Origin of the sequence: Streptomyces sp. NBC_01335 (assembly GCF_035953295.1) — a bacterium.
Taxonomy (GTDB): Bacteria; Actinomycetota; Actinomycetes; order Streptomycetales; family Streptomycetaceae; genus Streptomyces.
In genome coordinates this window covers 7135691-7154264 of the sequence record NZ_CP108370.1, presented here as the reverse complement: position 1 = coordinate 7154264, position 18574 = coordinate 7135691, and the positions used below count along the sequence as shown (strand labels likewise).

The 18574-nt window shown below is 71.7% G+C and carries 17 protein-coding genes; 3 read left to right on the top strand and 14 right to left on the bottom strand.

From position 1 onward, the window contains the following. The 13 genes from OG599_RS30490 to OG599_RS30430 all read right to left on the bottom strand — a co-directional run bounded on the left by OG599_RS30490 (position 1) and on the right by OG599_RS30430 (position 14679). Entirely contained in the window at positions 1 to 648 is a 648-nt protein-coding gene (locus OG599_RS30490; protein ID WP_327179189.1) for a phosphorylase family protein, read from the bottom strand. Next, positions 648 to 2645: a squalene--hopene cyclase gene (gene shc / locus OG599_RS30485; RefSeq protein ID WP_327179188.1), complete on the bottom strand. Its 1998-nt coding sequence runs from the start codon at positions 2643 to 2645 to the stop codon at positions 648 to 650. The genes OG599_RS30490 and shc overlap by 1 nt, the downstream gene beginning before the upstream one ends. A 104-nt stretch (positions 2646 to 2749) precedes the next feature. Further along, the gene (locus OG599_RS30480; RefSeq protein WP_327179187.1) at positions 2750 to 3853 is read right to left on the bottom strand and encodes a polyprenyl synthetase family protein; all 1104 of its coding nucleotides are present in this window, start codon (positions 3851 to 3853) and stop codon (positions 2750 to 2752) included. Beyond that, entirely contained in the window at positions 3850 to 5238 is a 1389-nt protein-coding gene (hpnE, locus tag OG599_RS30475; RefSeq protein WP_327179186.1) for a hydroxysqualene dehydroxylase HpnE, read from the bottom strand. Before hpnE ends, OG599_RS30480 begins: the two co-directional genes overlap by 4 nt. Positions 5239 to 5338: 100 nt before the next feature. Beyond that, entirely contained in the window at positions 5339 to 6292 is a 954-nt protein-coding gene (hpnD, locus tag OG599_RS30470) for a presqualene diphosphate synthase HpnD (RefSeq protein ID WP_327179185.1), read from the bottom strand. Then, the gene (gene hpnC / locus OG599_RS30465) at positions 6289 to 7197 is read right to left on the bottom strand and encodes a squalene synthase HpnC (RefSeq protein WP_327179184.1); all 909 of its coding nucleotides are present in this window, start codon (positions 7195 to 7197) and stop codon (positions 6289 to 6291) included. Before hpnC ends, hpnD begins: the two co-directional genes overlap by 4 nt. Before the next feature lie 428 nt (positions 7198 to 7625). After that, entirely contained in the window at positions 7626 to 8411 is a 786-nt protein-coding gene (locus tag OG599_RS30460; RefSeq protein WP_327179183.1) for an ABC transporter ATP-binding protein, read from the bottom strand. Next, entirely contained in the window at positions 8404 to 9333 is a 930-nt protein-coding gene (locus tag OG599_RS30455; RefSeq protein ID WP_327179182.1) for an ABC transporter permease, read from the bottom strand. The genes OG599_RS30460 and OG599_RS30455 overlap by 8 nt, the downstream gene beginning before the upstream one ends. Positions 9334 to 9444: 111 nt before the next feature. Further along, positions 9445 to 10317, bottom strand: a complete 873-nt coding sequence (locus tag OG599_RS30450; protein ID WP_327179181.1) for a glycosyltransferase family 2 protein — start codon at positions 10315 to 10317, stop codon at positions 9445 to 9447. Positions 10318 to 10324: 7 nt separating this feature from the next. Beyond that, the gene (locus OG599_RS30445; protein ID WP_327179180.1) at positions 10325 to 11104 is read right to left on the bottom strand and encodes a CDP-alcohol phosphatidyltransferase family protein; all 780 of its coding nucleotides are present in this window, start codon (positions 11102 to 11104) and stop codon (positions 10325 to 10327) included. Then, positions 11082 to 12143: an iron-containing alcohol dehydrogenase family protein gene (locus OG599_RS30440; protein ID WP_327179179.1), complete on the bottom strand. Its 1062-nt coding sequence runs from the start codon at positions 12141 to 12143 to the stop codon at positions 11082 to 11084. The genes OG599_RS30445 and OG599_RS30440 overlap by 23 nt, the downstream gene beginning before the upstream one ends. Next, complete coding sequence (locus tag OG599_RS30435) at positions 12131 to 12865, bottom strand: phosphocholine cytidylyltransferase family protein (protein WP_327179178.1); 735 nt, start codon at positions 12863 to 12865, stop codon at positions 12131 to 12133. Before OG599_RS30435 ends, OG599_RS30440 begins: the two co-directional genes overlap by 13 nt. Continuing rightward, a complete protein-coding gene (locus OG599_RS30430; RefSeq protein ID WP_327179177.1) occupies positions 12862 to 14679 on the bottom strand; it encodes a DUF5941 domain-containing protein in 1818 nt (605 codons plus the stop codon). Before OG599_RS30430 ends, OG599_RS30435 begins: the two co-directional genes overlap by 4 nt. 380 nt (positions 14680 to 15059) lie before the next feature. Here OG599_RS30430 and galE point away from each other — a divergent pair, with 380 nt between their 5' ends. From galE to idi, 3 genes are all read left to right on the top strand, one after another. Next, a complete protein-coding gene (gene galE, locus OG599_RS30425) occupies positions 15060 to 16046 on the top strand; it encodes a UDP-glucose 4-epimerase GalE (protein ID WP_327179176.1) in 987 nt (328 codons plus the stop codon). A gap of 246 nt (positions 16047 to 16292) precedes the next feature. Further along, a complete protein-coding gene (locus OG599_RS30420; RefSeq protein WP_327180245.1) occupies positions 16293 to 17225 on the top strand; it encodes a cation diffusion facilitator family transporter in 933 nt (310 codons plus the stop codon). Positions 17226 to 17374: 149 nt separating this feature from the next. Continuing rightward, complete coding sequence (gene idi, locus OG599_RS30415) at positions 17375 to 17968, top strand: isopentenyl-diphosphate Delta-isomerase (protein ID WP_327179175.1); 594 nt, start codon at positions 17375 to 17377, stop codon at positions 17966 to 17968. An 84-nt stretch (positions 17969 to 18052) separates the two neighbouring features. Here idi and OG599_RS30410 read toward each other — a convergent pair whose 3' ends face one another. Continuing rightward, positions 18053 to 18508 carry an ATP-binding protein gene (locus OG599_RS30410; RefSeq protein WP_327179174.1) on the bottom strand — a complete coding sequence of 152 codons (456 nt, stop codon included), beginning with the start codon at positions 18506 to 18508 and terminating at the stop codon, positions 18053 to 18055. Positions 18509 to 18574: the final 66 nt, after the last annotated feature.

Genomic DNA, 18574 nt, shown 5'->3' with positions numbered 1-18574 from the left:
TCACCTCCGGGGGAGCAACAAAGATCGGTGCCATTCATGAAAAGCCGGTAGGACGGCACGAAGAACGCGGAAAGCCGATATTCCACCGCGCACCGTGGCAACTCGGACGAGCTCATGCTCTGGAGCGTCCACGACCACCCGTACGGCCGCAACCGGGCGTGGTCCATGACGCAGAGCGGTACAGAGGGTCGCCGCGGACTCCATGTCCACGGCGATGGCCCCGGTCGCCGCGAGGGCCGCCCGCTCGGCGCCCCTCACGACGTGGTCGGAGCCGGTCAGGGGGCCGGTGTGCACGGTCCGGCCGGGAAACAGCCGGGACACCGCGTCGACCAGCACGGGTACGCCGTCGCAGGCGGTGGTCCCGTGGGCGGACCTGGTCTCCTCGGCGACGACCAGATCGCCCGGGTGCATCCCGGGCGCGAGGCCGGCGCAGAACCCGGAGGCGACGACGGCCGCGCCGCGCATCTCCTCCCGGACCAGGGCGCGCCCAAGGGCGGTCTCGGCCGCCTTCGGGCCCATCCCCGTCCGCAGGACGGTGACCGGACCGCCGCCGCGCGGCCCGCTCCGCAGCGCGAACTGCTCGATGCCGAGCGCGCAGGCGACCAGCAGTCCGGCCGGCGTTCCGCCGGAGGGCCGGGGCCCGCCCATCAGATCCCCGCCGGGCTCACGGCCCGGGCGGCGAGGGGGTCACCGTGCACGTAACGCCCCAGTGCGGTGAGCGGGAAGACCTGGCGGTAGAGGTGGTAGTTGATGGAGAAGTCCCAGGGGAAGCCGGTCCCGGTGAAGTACGGCTCGTCCCAGGACCCGTCCTCCTGCTGGGTCCGGGTCAGGAAGGTGATCCCCCGGGTGACCGCGGGGCTCTCGTCCTCTCCGGCGGCCAGCAGCGCGAGCAGGGCCCAGGCGGTCTGCGAGGCCGTCGACTCGCCCCGGCCGATCCACTTGCTGTCCTGGTAGGAACGCAGGTCCTCGCCCCATCCGCCGTCGTCGTTCTGGACGGACTCCAGCCAGCGCACGGCCCGGCGGACGGCGGAGTGGGTGGCGGGCAGCCCGGCGGCGACCAGCGCCGGCACCACCGACCCCGTACCGTAGACGTAGTTGACGCCCCAGCGGCCGAACCAGGCGCCGCTCGCGTCCTGTTCGGCGAGGAGCCAGTCGATTCCGCGGCGCACGCGCGGATCATCGGCCCGACCCTCGTAGGCCATCATCTCCACGACGTGGCCGGTGACGTCGGCGGACGGCGGGTCGATCACCTCGCCGAAGTCGCAGAAGGGCAGCCGGTTGGGGAACGGGCTGGTGTTGTCCGCGTCGAAGGCGCCCCAGGCTCCCGCGCGCGACTGCATGCCGACCGTCCAGCGCACCCCGCGCTCGATGGCGGCCTCGACCCTGGCGGGCTCGGGATGGCGGACCCGGCGCAGCGCGAGCACGACCTCGGCGGTGTCGTCGATGTCCGGGTAGTTGTCGTTGTGGAACTCGAACGCCCAACCACCCGGCGGGAGTTGGGGCCTGCGTACGGACCAGTCCCCCGGCCGTACGATCTCCTCGCCCAGCATCCAGTCAGCTGCCTTGACCAGCGCCGGGTGGTCCGGGGAGAGTCCGGCGTCGGCCAGCGCGATGGTGGCCAGGCAGGTGTCCCACACCGGGGACTGGCACGCCTCGATCATGCGCGCGCCGTCCGGGCGCTGTACCGCGAACCGGTCCAGCGACGCGAGCCCGGCGCGCATCACCGGGTGGTCGAGGTCGTAGCCGAGCAGGTGGAGAGCGATCACGGAGTAGACGGCGGGGGGCTGGATCCCTCCCCAGCAGCCGTCGCTCTCCTGGCGCTCGATGATCCACCGGGCGGCGGCGTTCATCGCGGTCCGGCGGAGCCGGCGCGGCGCGATCCGGTGGTAGAGGTGCAGCGCCCTGTCCAGCCGCTGGAAGACGCCGTCCCAGCTCACCGGTGAGGCCTTGCGCACGGGCGGGTTGGGCCGGGACGGGTCGGTGTGCAGTTCGTCGAGGGAGAACGGAGCGGGCCTCACGGGCCGCTTCGCCGAGACGATGGTCAGCGGAACAATGGTCTGGCGGGCCCAGCAGCCGAAGTCATAGATATTGAGAGGTACCCAGGAAGGAAAGAACATCAGCTCGGGTGGGAGCTCCGGGAGGTCGTCCCACTTCCACCAGCCGAAGAGGGCGAGCCAGATCCGGGTGAACACGCGGGAGGCGGCGATCCCGCCCTCGTCCCGCACCCAGGCGGCGGCCCGGGCCATGTGCGGCTCGTCCGGCCGGTCTCCGGCCAGCCGCAGCGCCACGTACGCCTCGATGGTTGCGGAGAGGTCGCTCGGGCCTCCGTAGAAGGTGGCCCAGGTGCCGTCGCCCAGTTGCTCGCCGCGGATGAAGAGGGCGGCGGCCTTGAGGATGTCGGGGTCCTGGATACCGAGGAACTGGCGGAGCAGCAGGTCTTCCGCGTCCATGGTGACGTTGGTGGCCAGGTCGCCCTTCCACCAGCCCTGCTCGTCCTGCCTGCCGAGGAGATGCTCGACGGAGCGTTCCGCGGCCCGGCGGGCGGCGTCCAGTACGTCGTCCGCCGTGATGGTTGTGTCGGTCGGATCGCCCGGGACCGTGCGAGGGTGCGCAGCCCCGGTGCTTCCGTCGGTCGTCGCTGTCATGGCTTCCCCTTCGTGCAGTTCGGTCCTCTGCTGTGCTGGGGTCTCCGTCGGCCGGTGCCCCGAGGGACACCGGCCGGCGACTGCGAGTCATATACGAATGGTGATCATCTCTTTCGGACGACGACGAAATCGGCGAGCGCGATGAGCTGCGCCCGTACTTCACTCGGCATGTCGACACCGTTGAGCGCCTCGATGGCGACGGCGTGCTGGCGGCGGGCTTCCTGGGCGGTCCACTCACGGCCGCCCGCCTCCTCGATGAGTGCCGCGCGGGCGGCGAACTCCTCTTCGGAGAAGCTGTCGAAATCGCTGCTCTTCGCGTCGGCGGAGAGCAGTGCGCCGAGCCGCTCGGAGGCCGGGCCGCCGGCGGCGAGGGCGGCGACCACGGGCAGCGACTTCTTGCGCTGGCGCAGGTCGCTCCAGGTCTGCTTGCCGGTCGACTCCGGGTCGCCCCAGATGCCGAGCAGGTCGTCGACGGCCTGGAAGGCGAGGCCCAGGTGGTAGCCGTAGGCCTCCAGGGTGTCGGCGGTCCGGTCGTCGGCTCCGCCGAGCACCGCGCCGATGGAGACGGCGCAGGCGAGGAGGGCGCCGGTCTTGTTGCCCTCCATCTCCAGGCACTCCTCGACGGTGACCCGCTCGCGGTGCTCGTAGGAGATGTCCTGCGCCTGGCCGTCGATGAGTTTGCGGGTGGCGGTGGTCAGGCGGCGTGCCGCGCGCCCCGCCTCGACGGTGCCGAGCTCCAGGAGGAGTTCGTTGGCCAGGGCGAACAGCGCGTCGCCGACGAGGATCGCCTGGGCGGGGCCGTGCACCTTCCAGACCGTGTCGCGGTGGCGGCGCTGCTCGTCGCCGTCCATCAGGTCGTCGTGCAGCAGCGAGAAGTTGTGCACGAGTTCGACCGCCACGGCGCCGGGGATACCGGCCTCGGCGGGGGCGCCCGCGGCCTCGGCCGACAGCAGCGCGAGCGCCGGGCGGACCGCCTTGCCGCCGTCTCCTGCGGCGGGCCGTCCGTCGGCGTCGATCCAGCCGAAGTGGTAGGCCGCGACGGTGTCCATGGGCGGCGCGAGCCGGTCCACGGCAGCCCGCAGCACCGGCGCTGACAGGGCCCGTCCGCGCTCCAGAAGCGCGGTGACGTCCGTGGTGTCCGCCACGGTGTCGAAAGCCGGATTCGCCGGGGTCACTGACTCTCCTCTTGTTCCGGTGGTACTGCTCATGCCGCCTCCTGCAGCGGATGTTCGTGCGGGCTCCTGAGCCCCTGGAGCGCTGCTGTGGCGGCGGTGGTTCCGCTGCGGACCGCGCCCTCCATGGTGGCGGGCCACCCGGTCGCCGTCCACGCGCCCGCCAGGGCGAGTCCCGGCAGCCGGGTACGGGCCCCGGGGCGCAGCCGCCCGGTGCCGGGGGCCGGCGCGAAGGTCGCGGTGCGCTCGCGGGTGACGAAGAAGTCGCGGATGCCCGCGCCCCTCGCCGCCGGGAAGAGGCGCTCCAGTTCGGGCAGGTAGCGGGCGCGCAGTGCGGCGACGGGCAGGTCGATCTCGTCCCCGGCGGCCGACTGCGACAGTGCGAGGTACTGGCCCGGGCCGCGCAGCCCGGAGGGTTCGGTGCGGTCGAAGACCCACTGGACCGGGGAGCCGAGCGCGGCGAAGAACGGCCGGCGCAGCACCTTGCGGTCGTAGACGACGTGGACGTTGAGGATGGGGGCGTCCTCGATGGCGAGCAGCCGGTCCTGGTCCTCGACGGCTCCGGCGGGCAGCAGTGCGTGGGTCTCCCGCTGCGGGAGGGCGAGGACCACGGCGTCGGCCTCGATCCGCTCGTTCTCGGTCAGAACCGTCCAGGTGCCGTCCTCGGCCCGGGTGAGCGAGGTGGCCTTGGCGCGCAGTTCGGTGCGTACTCCGGCGGCGTCGAGGGCCTTGCGGGCGAGGGTGTCGTGGAGCTCGCCGAGCGGCACGGCCGCCCATCCGATGTCGGCGGCGCCGGGCTCGGAGAGCAGGCCGGTCTTGAAGACCATCGCGGCGAGCGCCATGGAGGCGTTCTCCGCGGTCGCGTTGAGGGTGGCGACGCCGACGAGGTCCCAGAGGGCTTCGACGGTCCTCGGGGACTGGCCGTACCGGCGCAGCCAGTCGGCGAAGCTGACGGTGTCCAGCGCGGGGTCGGCCGGGTCGAGCCGGCCGAGGGCGAGTGCGGCCCGGCCGACGCCCGCCTTCTCGGCGAGCGAGAGGTGCGGGTAGGCGGCGAGCCCGCCGGCCAGATGCAGCGGCACGGGCAGGTTGGTGCGCCGGAGCCGTCCGAGGCGGGGTCCGGCGGGCCGGCCCACGTCGAGGACGGGTACGTCGAGGCGGTCCTGGAGCGGGGCGAGGCGGGCCCCGCCGATGCGGTCGAGGAACCAGCGGTACGCGGTGCAGCAGCGCAGGTAGACGTGCTGGCCGTTGTCGACCGTCAGGTCTCCGCGGCGGAAGGAGAAGGCGAGTCCACCGAGCCGGGGGCGTCCTTCGAGGAGGGTCACGTCGGCCCCGGCGTCGGCGAGGCGGAGGGCGGAGGTGATGCCCGCGAGGCCGCCTCCGACGACCACGGCGCGCGTGGGGAGCGGTGCGGTGCCGGTCATGCCTCGCCCTCCCGTCGGGTCGTGGACCAGAGAATCGTCCCAGGGAAGGACGCCTTCGGCCAGTGGAAGGTTGCCCGGTACACGGGTTCGCCGGAGTGGGTCACGGGCGGCCGGTCCTGGTCAGGCGCGAGACGTGACGCGCGTCGAGTCCGGAGAGGCCGCGGACCGCCACGTACGCCTTTTCGTGGCCGGGCAGGGAGACCCGGCCGCGCAGGACGGCCCCGGGGTCACGCTCGATGCGGTCCAGCAGGCGGCGGTAGATCCCGGCCATCGCGGCGACGCAGGCGCCGCTGCGGCGGTCCAGCATCGGCAGCAGCCGGTATCCCTCGGCGAAGAGCGCGCGGGCCCGGCGGACCTCGAAGTGGATGAGGCCCGCGAAGTCCGAGCCGGCGGGCGGGGTGGCCCGGTGGAATCCCTCGGAGCAGCCGAACTTGGCGAGGTCGTCGGCGGGGAGGTAGGTACGGCCGTTGCCGGCGTCCTCGCGCACGTCGCGCAGGATGTTGGTGAGCTGGAGGGCGAGCCCGAGGGTGTCGGCGTACTCGGCGGCACGGTCGGCCCCGGGCGCGCCGGGCTCCGTACCGAAGACGCCGAGGCTGAGGCGGCCGATGGCTCCGGCGACGCAGCGGCAGTAGGTCTTCAGGTCGTCCCAGGTCTCGTACGTCGCTCCGCGCACGTCCATCAGCACGCCGTCGATCAGCTCGTCGAGGCCGCCGAGGGGCAGCGGGAAGCGCCGGGCGGCGTCGGCGAGCGCGACGGCGACCGGGTCGGTGTCGTCCTCCTCGACCTTGCCGTCGCGGACCCTGCCGAGCAGTTCGCGGGTGCTCTCCAGCCGCGTCTTCTTCGTCCCGGGGTCGAGTTCGCCGTCGCCGATGTCGTCGACCCGGCGGGAGAACGCGTACAGCGCGGACATCGCCTGCCGCTTCTCGGACGGAAGCAGCCTGATGCCGTAGGCGAAGTTACGTGCCTGCTGACCCGTGACGGCCTCGCAGTAGCTGTATGCCGCCGCTACCGGTCCCGACATGGACGTCGTCTGTCCCTCCACTTTCGGAGTCATCCCTCTCTTCGCGCACTTCGCAAGACAACTCCCACTTCGCGCAGCAGGCTGGGCTTCGTGGGTTTGGGCGGTCCGGGCAGTACGTCGAAGCCGGCCGCCGCGACCGCGTCGAGGGCGGCCCGCCCTCCGGCGACGAACCCGGCGAGCAGCAGTCGGAGCCTGCCCTGGACGCTGCCCACCAGGGGGACGCCCTCATCCAGCAGTTCCCGGGCGCGTGCCGCTTCCCAGGCGATCAGGGCCCGCACCGACGCCCCGGCGGTCGGAGCGGCGAGGTCGGCCTCCGTCACGTGGAAGCGCGCCATGTCGTCGGCGGGCAGATAGATCCGGTCGCGGCCGAGGTCCTCGGTGACGTCCTGGAGGTGTTCGGCGATCTGCAGCGCGGTGCAGACGGCGTCCGAGCGGCGTACCCGCTCCGGACTGGAGGTCCCGGTGAGGGCGAGGACCAGCCTGCCGACCGGGTTGGCGGAGAGTTCGCAGTACGCGAGGAGTTCGTCCCAGGTCGCGTAGCGGCGGATTTTCTGGTCCTGCCGGTTGGCCTCGATCAGTCCGAGGAACGGCTCGGGGGTGAGGGCGCGACGGCGCACGGTGGGGCGCAGGGCGCGCAGCAGGGGGTGGCGCGGGTCGTCGCCGTCGGTGGAGAAGACGCGGCGCAGGTCGGCCTCGAAGGCGTCGAGCATGGCGAGCCGGTCGTCGCTCCGTCCGGGCTCCAGGCCCAGGTGGCGGGCGTCGTCGCCGCCGGGGGCGAGGTCGCCGTCGCCGATGTCGTCGACGAGCCGGGCGTATCCGTAGACCGCCATCAGGTCGTCGCGCCAGGCGCGGGGCAGAAAGAAGGGTGCCACGGGGAAGTTCTCGTCCGCGGCCTTGTCGAGCGTGGCGACCGGGGGCGCCTGACGGGTACGGGTCACGTCGTACCGCCCGGCGCGGGGACGGCGAAACCACGTCGGAGCTGGAGATTGTCCGTCATTGCCGTCACATCTCCCGTTCTACACTGCTGACCCAAAACATCCCTTTTCGGACACGCCGCCCGACCATCCGAGTGCCCGGGGCACCCTGGTCGCGTGCTGTGGGCGTATCGGCACACTTGCCGCGAATCAGCACCGGTACAGCTTACGTTGTACGGATCACACGGCATCGACCGGGTGTTGCGCGCCGCCGCACCCGGCTTCCGGGGTCCCAACCTTCCACGGCATCGGGACACTTGGCATCGTCCGCCAGGTGGAGAAGCGATCTCGGGCTACCACCACAGGCGGACGGGCCGGACACCCCGGCAGCCGTCGGGCGAAGCGTTTCGCCCAACATCTCCGGTGGTGTCCGGCCCGTGCAGGCCGGCGTACTACTTGCCGGTCTCCCGCTCGTAGGCCTGGAGGACTTCCTCCGTCGGCCCGTCCATGAGCAGCTCGCCCTTTTCCAGCCACAGGACCCGGTCGCAGGTGTCGCGGATCGTCCCGTTGTTGTGGCTGACCAGGAAGACCGTGCCGGCCTCCTTGCGCAGCTCGCGGATGCGCTCCTCGGAACGGACCCGGAACTTCCGGTCACCGGTCGCCAGCGCCTCGTCGATCATGAGGACGTCGTGGTTCTTGGCCGCCGCGATGGAGAACCGCAGGCGAGCCGCCATGCCGGAGGAGTAGGTCCGCATCGGCAGGGTGATGAAGTCACCCTTCTCGTTGATGCCCGAGAACTCCACGATGCCGTCGTAGCGGGAGCGGATCTCCTCGCGGCTCATCCCCATGGCGAGTCCGCCGAGCACGACGTTGCGCTCGCCGGTGAGGTCGTTCATCAGGGCGGCGTTCACGCCGAGGAGCGAGGGCTGGCCGTCCGTGTAGACCCGGCCCTTCTCGGTCGGCAGCAGCCCGGCGATGGCGCGCAGCAGCGTCGACTTGCCGGAGCCGTTGGTGCCGATGAGACCGATGGCCTCACCCCGGTAGGCGGTGAAGGTGACTCCGCGCACGGCGTGGACCTTGCGGATGCCGCGGGGTTCGCCCTTGCCGCGGCGCACCATGCGGCTGAGGGCCGCGGTCGCGCTGCCCTTGCCGCCACCGCCGCCGTTGACGCGGTACACGATGTGGACGCCGTCCGCGATGACGGTGGGGATCCGTCCCTGAGTGTTGTCGTCAGCCACGGCCGTACCGCTCCTCTGCCTTCCAGAAGTACACGAAGCCGAGGGCACCCACCACGAGCGCCCAGGCGGTGGCGACGGCCCAGACGTGGGCCGGGAGGTTCCCCGCGCCGTAGCCGTCGATGAGGGCGAAACGGACCAGGTCCATGTAGATGGCCGCCGGGTTGTACTGGAGCACGTTGGCGATCCACTGCGGCTTGTCCTGGAGCATCACCGTGATGGAGAACATGACGCCGGAGGCGTACATCCAGGTCCGCATCACGAAGGGCATCAGCTGCGCCAGGTCGGGGGTCTTGCTCCCGAGGCGGGCCATGACCAGCGCCAGGCCGGTGTTGAAGCAGAACTGCAGGAGCAGGGCGGGGACCACCAGCAGCCACGACAGGGTGGGGTAGCTGCCGAACGCCACGGCGACCACGATCAGCACGATCATGGAGTACAGCAGCTGCTGGAGCTGCTGGAGGGAGAACGAGACCGGCAGCGAGGCCCGGGGGAAGTGCAGGGCCCGCACCAGGCCGAGGTTCCCGGAGATCGCGCGGACACCCGCCATCACCGAGCTCTGGGTGAACGTGAAGACGAAGACGCCGGTCACCAGGAACGGGATGAAGACGTCCTGGCTCATGCCCTTCCGGGTGCCGAGGATCAGGCCGAAGATCAGGTAGTAGACCAGTGCGTTCAGCAGCGGGGTGGCCACCTGCCACAGCTGGCCGAGCTTGGCCTGGCTGTACTGAGCGGTCAGCTTCGCCCGGGAGAACGCCAGGATGAAGTGGCGGCGGCCCCAGAGCTGGCGGACGTAGGCGACCAGCCCGGGCCGGGCTCCGCTCACGGTGAGGCCGTACTTCTCGGCCAGCTGTGCCGGGCTCAGCCCCTCGTCGGCCGACGGCGGGGTGCTCATGGCGACCCGCCCGTCATGCGTTGTGTCACTCACAGATGGAAACTCTCGTCTTCGATCCACGCGGCCGGTGAAGGAGCGCGGCGCAGGCGGACAGGACCCGGAAAGGAATGCATACGGATCCCATGGTCTCAGAGCCTCACAGGCTCAGATCACCGGAGGACGGCCCAGCCTCGTCAGCCGCCAGACCGTACGCCACCGCATGGGGCGCCGGGGGCCGCAGGGTGTGGTCCATCCCTCGCGGAATCCGCCGAACCACGCCTTGAGGGCGGGCACGGAGGGGCGGCGTACCAGCGTGAGCAGCACCCAGGTGCCCAGGTAGACCGGGACCAGTGGGGCGGGGAGGTTGCGGCGGGCGAGCCAGACCCGGTTGCGGGCGACCATCCGGTGGTACACGGCGTGCCGGGACGGGGCGGTGGCGGGATGGTCGAGGACCATGTCCGCGCGGTAGTCGATCAGCCACCCCGCGTCGAGCGCCCGCCAGGCGAGGTCGGTCTCCTCGTGTGCGTAGAAGAACGCGTCGGGGAGCCCGCCGACCTCGGCGAGCACCGCGGTGCGTACCGCGTTGGCGCCGCCGAGGAAGGTCGTCACCCGGGAGGAGTGCATCGGGTCCGAGGCGCGGAGCCGGGGGACGTGGCGTCGCTGGGTGGTGCCGGTCTCGGGGTCGGCGATGCGGAAGCTGACGATGCCCAGCTCCGGGTCGGCCTCGAAGGCCCGGCGGCACAGTTCGGCGGTGTCGGTCCTGGGGAGCCGGCCGTCGTCGTCGAGGAAGAGCAGGACGTCCACGTCGGTGCCGCCGGGACCGAAGGCCTCGATGCCGACGTTGCGGCCGCCGGGGATACCGAGGTTCTCGGGCAGCTCCACGGTCCGGACGCCCTCGGGTACGTCCGGCACGGGGGCTCCGTTGCCGACGACCACGACCTCGATCCGGTCGCCGTCCTGGGCGGCGACCGAATCGAGGAGGGCGCGCAGCTCCACGGGACGGTTGCCCATGGTGATGATGACCGCGCCGAGTTTCATGGAGTACTCACTTCAGACGGCTGGACGCCAGAATCGACACCAGGTGCAGGACGGTCTGGAGCAGGGCGATGCCCGCCAGGACCGCGACCGCGAGGCGGGTGAAGAAGAGATCGTCCCTGATCATGTCGGCGATGGCGGCGGCCAGGACGACCAGGGACGCCTCGACGCCGAGGATCAGGCGGTGGAACTTGAGCGCTCCGGCGGCCCGGCGGGCGAACGCCATGCCGGACGAGCGGGGCTCGGACGCGGCTTCCTTGACGGGCGGCAGCCCGCCCTGGTGGCGTGCGACACCGACGAGGTCGGTCTCCGCCTTGATCAGGATGGCGCCGAGGGCGGCGAGGGTACCGAGGAACGCCCAGAGCCAGTCGATCCGCCCGGTGCCGAACATGTCGGCGGCGCGCAGGCCCAGCCCGACGAGCACGGCGGCGTCGCAGAGGTAGGCGCCGACCCGGTCGAGGTAGACCCCGCCCAGCGAGAACTGCTTCTTCCAGCGCGCGACCTCACCGTCGACGCAGTCGAGCAGCAGGTAGAGCTGGACCATGACCACGCCCAGCACCGCTCCCGGTATGCCGGGGACGAGCAGGGCCGGCGCGGCGAGCACGCCCGCGACGGTCATGACGTAGGTCAGCTGGTTGGGGGTGATCCGGGTGTTCACCAGGTGCCGGTCGATGCGCAGGGAGATCTCGCGCATGTAGAGCCGTCCACCCCAGTGCTCACCACTGCGGCGGTCCTTCACGCCCGGGGGGTGCACGACCGGACGGAGTTCAGCTACGGATGGCTTTTGCATAGTCGGCGTACGCGTCCCTGATCTGGTCGGTGGACAGGTTGAGGTGCTCCAGGATCGTGAAACGTCCCGGGCGCGTCTGAGGGGCGAAGTCGACCACCTCGACGAACTCGTCGACGGTGAAGCCGATCTCCTCCGGCAGTACGGGCAGGCCGTGGCGGCGGAAGACGGTGGCCATCTGCTGCGACTGGGCGTGCGCGCCGCGCAGGTGCATGGCGAAGCAGGCGCCGAGGCCCACCTGCTCGCCGTGGCTTGCGGCACGCGCCGGGTGGAGCAGGTCGAAGGCGTGGTTGATCTCGTGGCACGCTCCGGAGGCCGGGCGCGAATCGCCCGCGACCGCCATCGAGATGCCGGTCAGGACCAGGCCCTCGGCCAGCACCTTGAGGAAGTCGTCGTCGGCGATGCCGCCGGGGTGGCGCAGGACCGCCTCGCCCGCCTGCCGCGCCATGGCGGCGGCGAGCCCGTCGACCTCTTCGCCGTGGACCTCCTGGGCGAGCTCCCAGTCGGCGACGCACGAGATGTTGGAGACGGCGTCCCCGATGCCGGAACGGATGTACCGGGCCGGCGCCCGGCGGACCACGTCGAGGTCGATCACGACGGCGATCGGCGTGGGTACGCCGTAGGAGCCGCGGCCGTTGTCGTTGTCGAGGGTGGCGACCGGTGAGCAGAGACCGTCGTGCGAGAGGTTGGTGGCCACGGCGACCAGGGGCAGCCCGACGCGCGCGGCGGCGTACTTCGCCACGTCGATGATCTTGCCGCCGCCGAGGCCGACCACGGCGTCGTACCGGTTGCCCTTGATGCCGTTGGCGAGGCGCACCGCGGAGTCGATCGTGCCGTCGCTCACGGGGTACCAGTCCGCCCCGGGCAGGAGCGGCGCGAGCCGGTCCTTCAGGGCGCGCCCGGAACCCTCGCTGATCGCGATGGCCAGCTTGCCCGAGGTGGAGATCCGCTGGTCGTGGAGGACCCCCGCCAGGTCGTCCATCGCGCCGCGGCGGATGTCGACGACCAGCGGGGAGGGGATGAGCCGGGTCAGTACTGGCACGCGATCTCACGGCCCTTCGCGAGGTCCGCGTGGTTGTCGATCTCCACCCAGGTCACCTCGCCGATGGGGGCGACGTCGACGGTGAAGCCGCGGTTGACCAGCTCCTGGTAGCCGTCCTCGTAGTAGAGGTCGGGGTCGCGCTCGAACGTCGCCTTCAGGGCGTCGGCGAGTTCCTCGGCGGCCTCGGGCTCGATCAGGGTCACGCCGATGTACTCGCCGGTGGCCGTCGCCGGGTCCATCAGCTTGGTGATCCGACGGACGCCCTTCTCGTCGGTGATGACCTTCATCTCCTCGTCGGCGAGGTTCTTCACCGTGTCGAGGGCGAGGATGATCCGGCGGCCTTCGCCGCGCGCCGCGAGCAGGGTCTTCTCGACGGAGACGGGGTGCACGGTGTCGCCGTTGGCGAGGATCACGCCGCGCTTGAGGACGTCACGGGCGCACCACAGGGAGTAGGCGTTGTTCCACTCCTCGGCCTTGTCGTTGTCGACCAGGGTGATCGAGAGGCCGTACGTGGCCTCCAGCTCGGCCTTGCGGGCGTACACGGCCTCCTTGCGGTAGCCGACGACGATAGCGACCTCGCTCAGACCGACCGCGGCGAAGTTGGCCAGGGTCAGGTCGAGCACGGTCTTCTCGCCGTCCACCGGCACGAGCGCCTTGGGGAGGCTGTCCGTGTAGGGGCGCAGTCGGCGTCCTGCACCGGCTGCCAGTACGAGGCCGATCATGCGAGTTCTCCTTCGTCGTGTACGGCGGGGGCCGAGGAGGACACCCAGAAACGGATGGACTCCACGGTCACCACCAGAGCCACGGCCACCGCGAGGGCGGTCAGGGCCGTGGTGAAGCTGGAACGGATGGTGAGTACGGCGGCGAACAGGGCCACCACGAGGGTGCGGCCCTCGTGCCCGAGGACGGTGCGGACCAGCCACTGCGGCGGGGCTCCCGTGCCGCCCCGGATCCGGTACACCGTGTCGTAGTGATGGTAGGCGACCGCCGCGACCAGGCCGAATGCCGCCGGAACGGCGTGCGGCACGCCGCTGCGGGCGGCCAGCGCCAGGACCGTGCAGTACTCGGCCGCCCGGAAGAAGGGGGGAACGAGCCAGTCGAGCGCGCCCTTGAGGGGGCGCGAGACGGCGAGTCCGGCGAGGAGCGTGTACACCCCGGCGACGGCCACCGGCCACCAGCTGCCGAAGGGGGCGGCCAGGGCCGTCGCGATCATCAGACCGCTGCCCACCAGGGCCAGCAGCGGGGCGGTGAAGCCGCCGCCCGGGCGGCGGACGACGGCCACGGCCCGGGCGAGCGGGCCCGAGTCGGCGAGGTCGGCCAGGGCGCGCGCGGCGCGGTCGGTACGCCGTGCCTTGCGGGTCAGCGAGCGGAGCAGCCGGCCGGCCGTGGTGTAGCAGGCGGCCAGCGAGCAGCCGACGAGCAGGGCGTAGAAGACGATCCGGGGCGTGGTGACCGCGGTGAGCACCGCGATCATGGCCCAGCGTTCGCCGATGGGGAGCACGATCATCCGGCGCAGCCAGACCGTCCAGCCGACGCTGTCGAGCCGGTCGGAGAGGGCGGCGGTGGGGCTGGTGTTGGAGACCGCGTCGTGGTTGGCCTCGTTGAAGGAGAAGTCGACGACGTGGCGGCAGGCCTGGAGGACCATGGCGCCGAGCGCGAGGGCCCACACGTCGTCGCCGCCGGCCATGTGCGAGGCGCCGATGGCGAGGCCCGCGTAGTAGGCGTACTCCTTGGCGCGGTCGAAGGTGGCGTCGAGCCAGGCGCCCATCGTCGAGTACTGGAGCGAGTAGCGGGCCAGCTGCCCGTCGGTGCAGTCCAGGACGAAGGAGAAGAGGAGCAGCAGCCCGGCGGCCACGAACCCGGGCCGGGTCCCGGTCGCCGCGCAGCCGGCCGCGACGAGCGCGGTGACCAGCGAGGCGGTGGTGACCTGGTTCGGGGTGAGTCCGCGCCGCGCGCACCAGCGGGCGATGTAGCGGGAGTACGGGCTGATGAAGTGGGTGGTGAAGAAGCCGTCGTGCGCCTTCACCGCGCTGCGCAGCCGTACGGCCTCGTCGTCCACGGCCGCGACGGCCGCCCGGGCTGCGGCCAGTTCCTCGTCGGTGGTGGGGACGGTGGCGGTGAGCGAACCGAGTTCGGGGCGCTGCACGGCCGTCCCCCCGGCCTCCAGGGCGAGCGCGATGCGGCCGGGGACCGTACGGTCCTCCGGCTGGTCGGGTCCTCCGTCCCCGTCCCCGGCCACCGGCCGTCCGGCGCCGACCGCCGCGGCGGTCCGGTCCATCGCGCGCAGCAGTGCGGCCCGTGCGTCGGGCTGCACGGTCAGTGCGCCGGGAAGGCAGGCGGCGGCGAAGCGGGGGTCGGTGAGTCCGAGGCGCAGGGCGTGGACGTGGCCGACGAAGCGGGGGTCCACGAGCGCGACGCGTTGGCTCGCGGGGACGGCTCCGAGGAGTGCGGCGGCTTCACCGGCGTCGGCGGCCGTACGGACGTCGAAGCCGAGGGCGCGCAGGTCGTCCTCGATCGACGACCCGGGTACCGGCACACCGGTGAGAATGGCGGTCGACAGACGAACTCACTCCTTGGATCCGGGCAGGGGCGGGCACGCGGGACGACCCGTGAACGGGGCTGCGGATCTACGAGCCCGCGGGCCTGCGGCACATCGGCAGAGGCTATCGGATGAACAGAAGGTTGAGTTCACTGCCCGTTTGTGCTCCGTTCGGGCCGGTCCTGCACCCTGTTCGCCCCTTAGTGATCATCTTCCTTGATCGAGCCCCTGTGCGACAAACCGCGGTGCGGAGCGGCCGCGGGGAGTGCGGGGCCGGGCCGGGGGACTACGGGGCGGGTCCCGCTCGCGGAAGCGGACGCATCGGCCGGTGGCCGGGACCGATCGGGGACGACGGGGCACCCTTTAGGCTGATCGGCATGACGTGGCTGATCACAGGCGGTGCGGGGTACATCGGGGCACATGTGGCGAAGGCCATGGTCGCCTCCGGGGAGAAGGCCGTCGTGCTCGACGACCTGTCCACGGGGGTGGCCGAGCGGCTTCCGGCGGACATCGAACTGGTCCGGGGGTCGTCCGCGGACCGCGCGCTGGTGGACGGGCTGCTGGCGGACCACGCGATCACCGGTGTGGTGCACCTCGCGGGGAAGAAACGGGTGGACGAGTCGGTGGAGCAGCCGCTGCTCTACTACCGGGAGAACGTCGCCGGGCTCGGCGTCCTGCTGGAGGCCGCCGCGGCGGCGGCGGGCGTGCGCTCCTTCGTCTTCTCCTCCTCGGCCGCCGTCTACGGGGTGCCCGAGGCCGAGGTGATCACCGAGGACACCCCGTGCGCGCCGATCAGCCCGTACGGCGAGACGAAGCTCGCCGGGGAGTGGCTGGTGCGCGCCACCGGTCGCGCCCACGGGATGTCCACGGCCTGCCTGCGCTACTTCAACGTGGCGGGCGCCGCCGAGCCGGCCCTCACGGACACCGGCGCCTTCAACGTGATCCCGATGTTCTTCGACCGGCTGACGCGCGGCGAGGCGCCCCGTATCTTCGGCGCCTCGTACCCGACCCCGGACGGCACCTGCATCCGGGACTACATCCATGTCGCCGACCTCGCCGACGCCCACCTGGCGGTCGCACGCCACCTGGCGGCCCAGGACACCCCCGGCGACCTGACGGTGAACATCGGACGCGGCGAGGGCGTCTCGGTGCGCGAGCTCGCCTCCCTGGTGGCCGAGGTCACCGGGAACGACACGGCACCGGTCGTCGGGCCCCCTCGTGCGGGTGACGCGGCGAAGTCGGTGGCCTCGGCGGCGCGGATCGCCGAGGAGCTCGGCTGGTCCGCGCGACGGGGGGCGCGCGAGATGGTGGAATCGGCGTGGGAGGGCTGGCTGACGCGCCACCCCGAAGCGGGACGGCCGTAGGGCCTTTCGTTCGGACCCCGCTCCCGGATCCAGCCCGATCCGGGAACGCGCCGAGCGCGCGTGCCAGGCGTCGCCCGGCAAACAGCAGTTCGACGACACACTCCAGCCACTCTCGTACATTTGTGCAGGTCAGAGCAGATGACAACGGTGTTCAACACCGTGTTGCCCGATACCCCCCGCCCGTAGTTCACTGGGCGGTCTCGGGCGCCGCCGACCCGAGCCGCACCACCGTCTGGAGGCATGCGCATGGGGGCCGGCCACGACCACGGTCACACGCACGGCACACCCGCGACAGCGTCGGCCGCGTACCTGGGGCGGCTCAGGATCGCCCTGGGGATCACCCTCGGCGTGATGGTCATGGAGATCGTCGGCGGCGTGCTCGCCGACTCGCTCGCTCTGATCGCGGACGCCGCCCACATGGCGACCGACGGTCTGGGGCTGGGCATGGCCCTGCTCGCCATCCACTTCGCCAACCGCCCGGCGGGACCGAACCGCACCTTCGGGTTCGCCCGCGCCGAGATCCTGGCGGCGCTGGCCAACTGCCTCCTGCTGCTGGGCGTCGGCGCGTTCCTCGTGTACGAGGCGGTCGACCGCTTCATCACCCCGGCGGACACCCGCGGCGGCCTGGCCATCGCCTTCGCCTCCGTGGGTCTGATCGCCAATCTGGTCTCGCTCACCCTGCTGGTGGGCGGGCAGAAGGACAGCCTCAACGTCCGGGGCGCCTATCTGGAGGTGCTCGCGGACACCCTCGGCTCGGTCACCGTCCTCGTCTCGGCGGGCATCGTGCTGGCCACCGGCTGGCAGGCGGCCGACCCGATCGCCTCCCTGGTGATCGGTCTGATGATCGTCCCCCGTACGGTGAAGCTGTTGCGCGAGACGATCAACGTCCTGCTGGAGTCCGCGCCCAAGGGGGTGGACATGGCCGAGGTACGGGCCCACATCACGGACCTGCCCGGGGTGCTGGACGTCCACGACCTGCACGCCTGGACGATCACCTCGGGGATGCCCGTCCTCTCGGCCCACGTCGTCGTCCACCAGGAGATGCTGGACTCCATCGGCCACGAGAAGCTCCTCCACGACCTTCAGGGCTGCGTCGGGAACCACTTCGACGTGGAGCACTGCACCTTCCAGCTGGAACCGAGCGGCCACGCCGCGCACGAGGCGAGACTCTGCCGGTGACGGCAGAAGGCCCCGCGCGTCCCACCCGGCCCGCGCGGGGGCGGACATGCCCGGTCCCGAAGTACGGACAAGCGGCATTTGTGGGGCAGACTTGACCGGACTCCAGGGGTCCGGACGCACGAGGCCGGGAACCAAAGCGAAGGATGGGTATGCCGACCACACCAGCCACCGCGACGCACAGCTCGTCGAACGGCTCCGCAGAAGCGATCATGCTCGAACTGGTCGACGAGAGCGGCACCACCATCGGCACCGCGGAGAAGCTCGCCGCCCACCAGGCGCCCGGCCGGCTGCACCGCGCCTTCTCGGTCTTCCTCTTCGACGAGCAGGGACGGCTGCTGCTCCAGCGCCGCGCGCTCGGCAAGTACCACTCCCCCGGCGTGTGGTCCAACACCTGCTGCGGCCACCCCTACCCGGGTGAGGCCCCCTTCGCCGCCGCCGCCCGGCGCACGCACGAGGAGCTCGGCATCTCGCCGTCCCTGATGGCGGCGGCCGGGACCGTGCGCTACAACCACCCCGACCCCGCGTCGGGGCTGGTGGAGCAGGAGTTCAACCACCTGTACGTGGGCCTCGCCCAGGACGCCCCTCGGCCCGACCCGGAGGAGGTCGGCGAGACGGTGTTCGTGACCGCCGCCGAACTGGCCGAGCGGCACGCCGAGGGGCCGTTCTCCGCGTGGTTCATGACGGTGCTGGACGCGGCGCGCCCGGCGATCCGTGAGCTGACGGGCCCCTCCGCGGGCTGGTGACGGACCGGCCCTGCCGGGCGGGTGGGCGGGCCCCGGAGGGGAGCCCGCAGCCCTGCCGGTACGGGCGGCGTCGCGGCCGTACCGTCAGAGCGGCGCTCTCAGGGGGAGCACCGCCCAGATGATCTTCCCGCCGCTCGCGGTGTGCTCCACGTCGCAGGTGCCGCCCGCCTCGGCGGTGATCTCCTTCACGAGCAGCAGCCCCCGGCCGCCCGTCTGGGCGTGGTCGGTCTCCAGCGCGGTGGGGCGGTAGGGGTGGTTGTCCTCGACCGAGACCCTGATCCAGTCGGCGCCGATGGCCACCTCCACCGCCAGCTCGGGCGAGAGGAGGGCCGCGTGTCTGACCGCGTTGGTCGCCAGTTCCGAGACGATCAGCAGCAGCCCCTGGAGGATGTCGTCCTCCACCGGTACGCCCTGCCTGCCGATCAGGTCACGCACCGCGTGCCGGGCCTGCGGAACCGATACGTCGACGGCGGGTGCGGTGAAGCGCCACACCCCTTCGTACGACACGGGACGGGCCGGAACACTCCCGCGGCTCTCCATAATCCGGTACCCGCTCTCGGTTCGCGCATCTGGGAACACTCTCTGTTGACTGACGAGTGTCGGGAA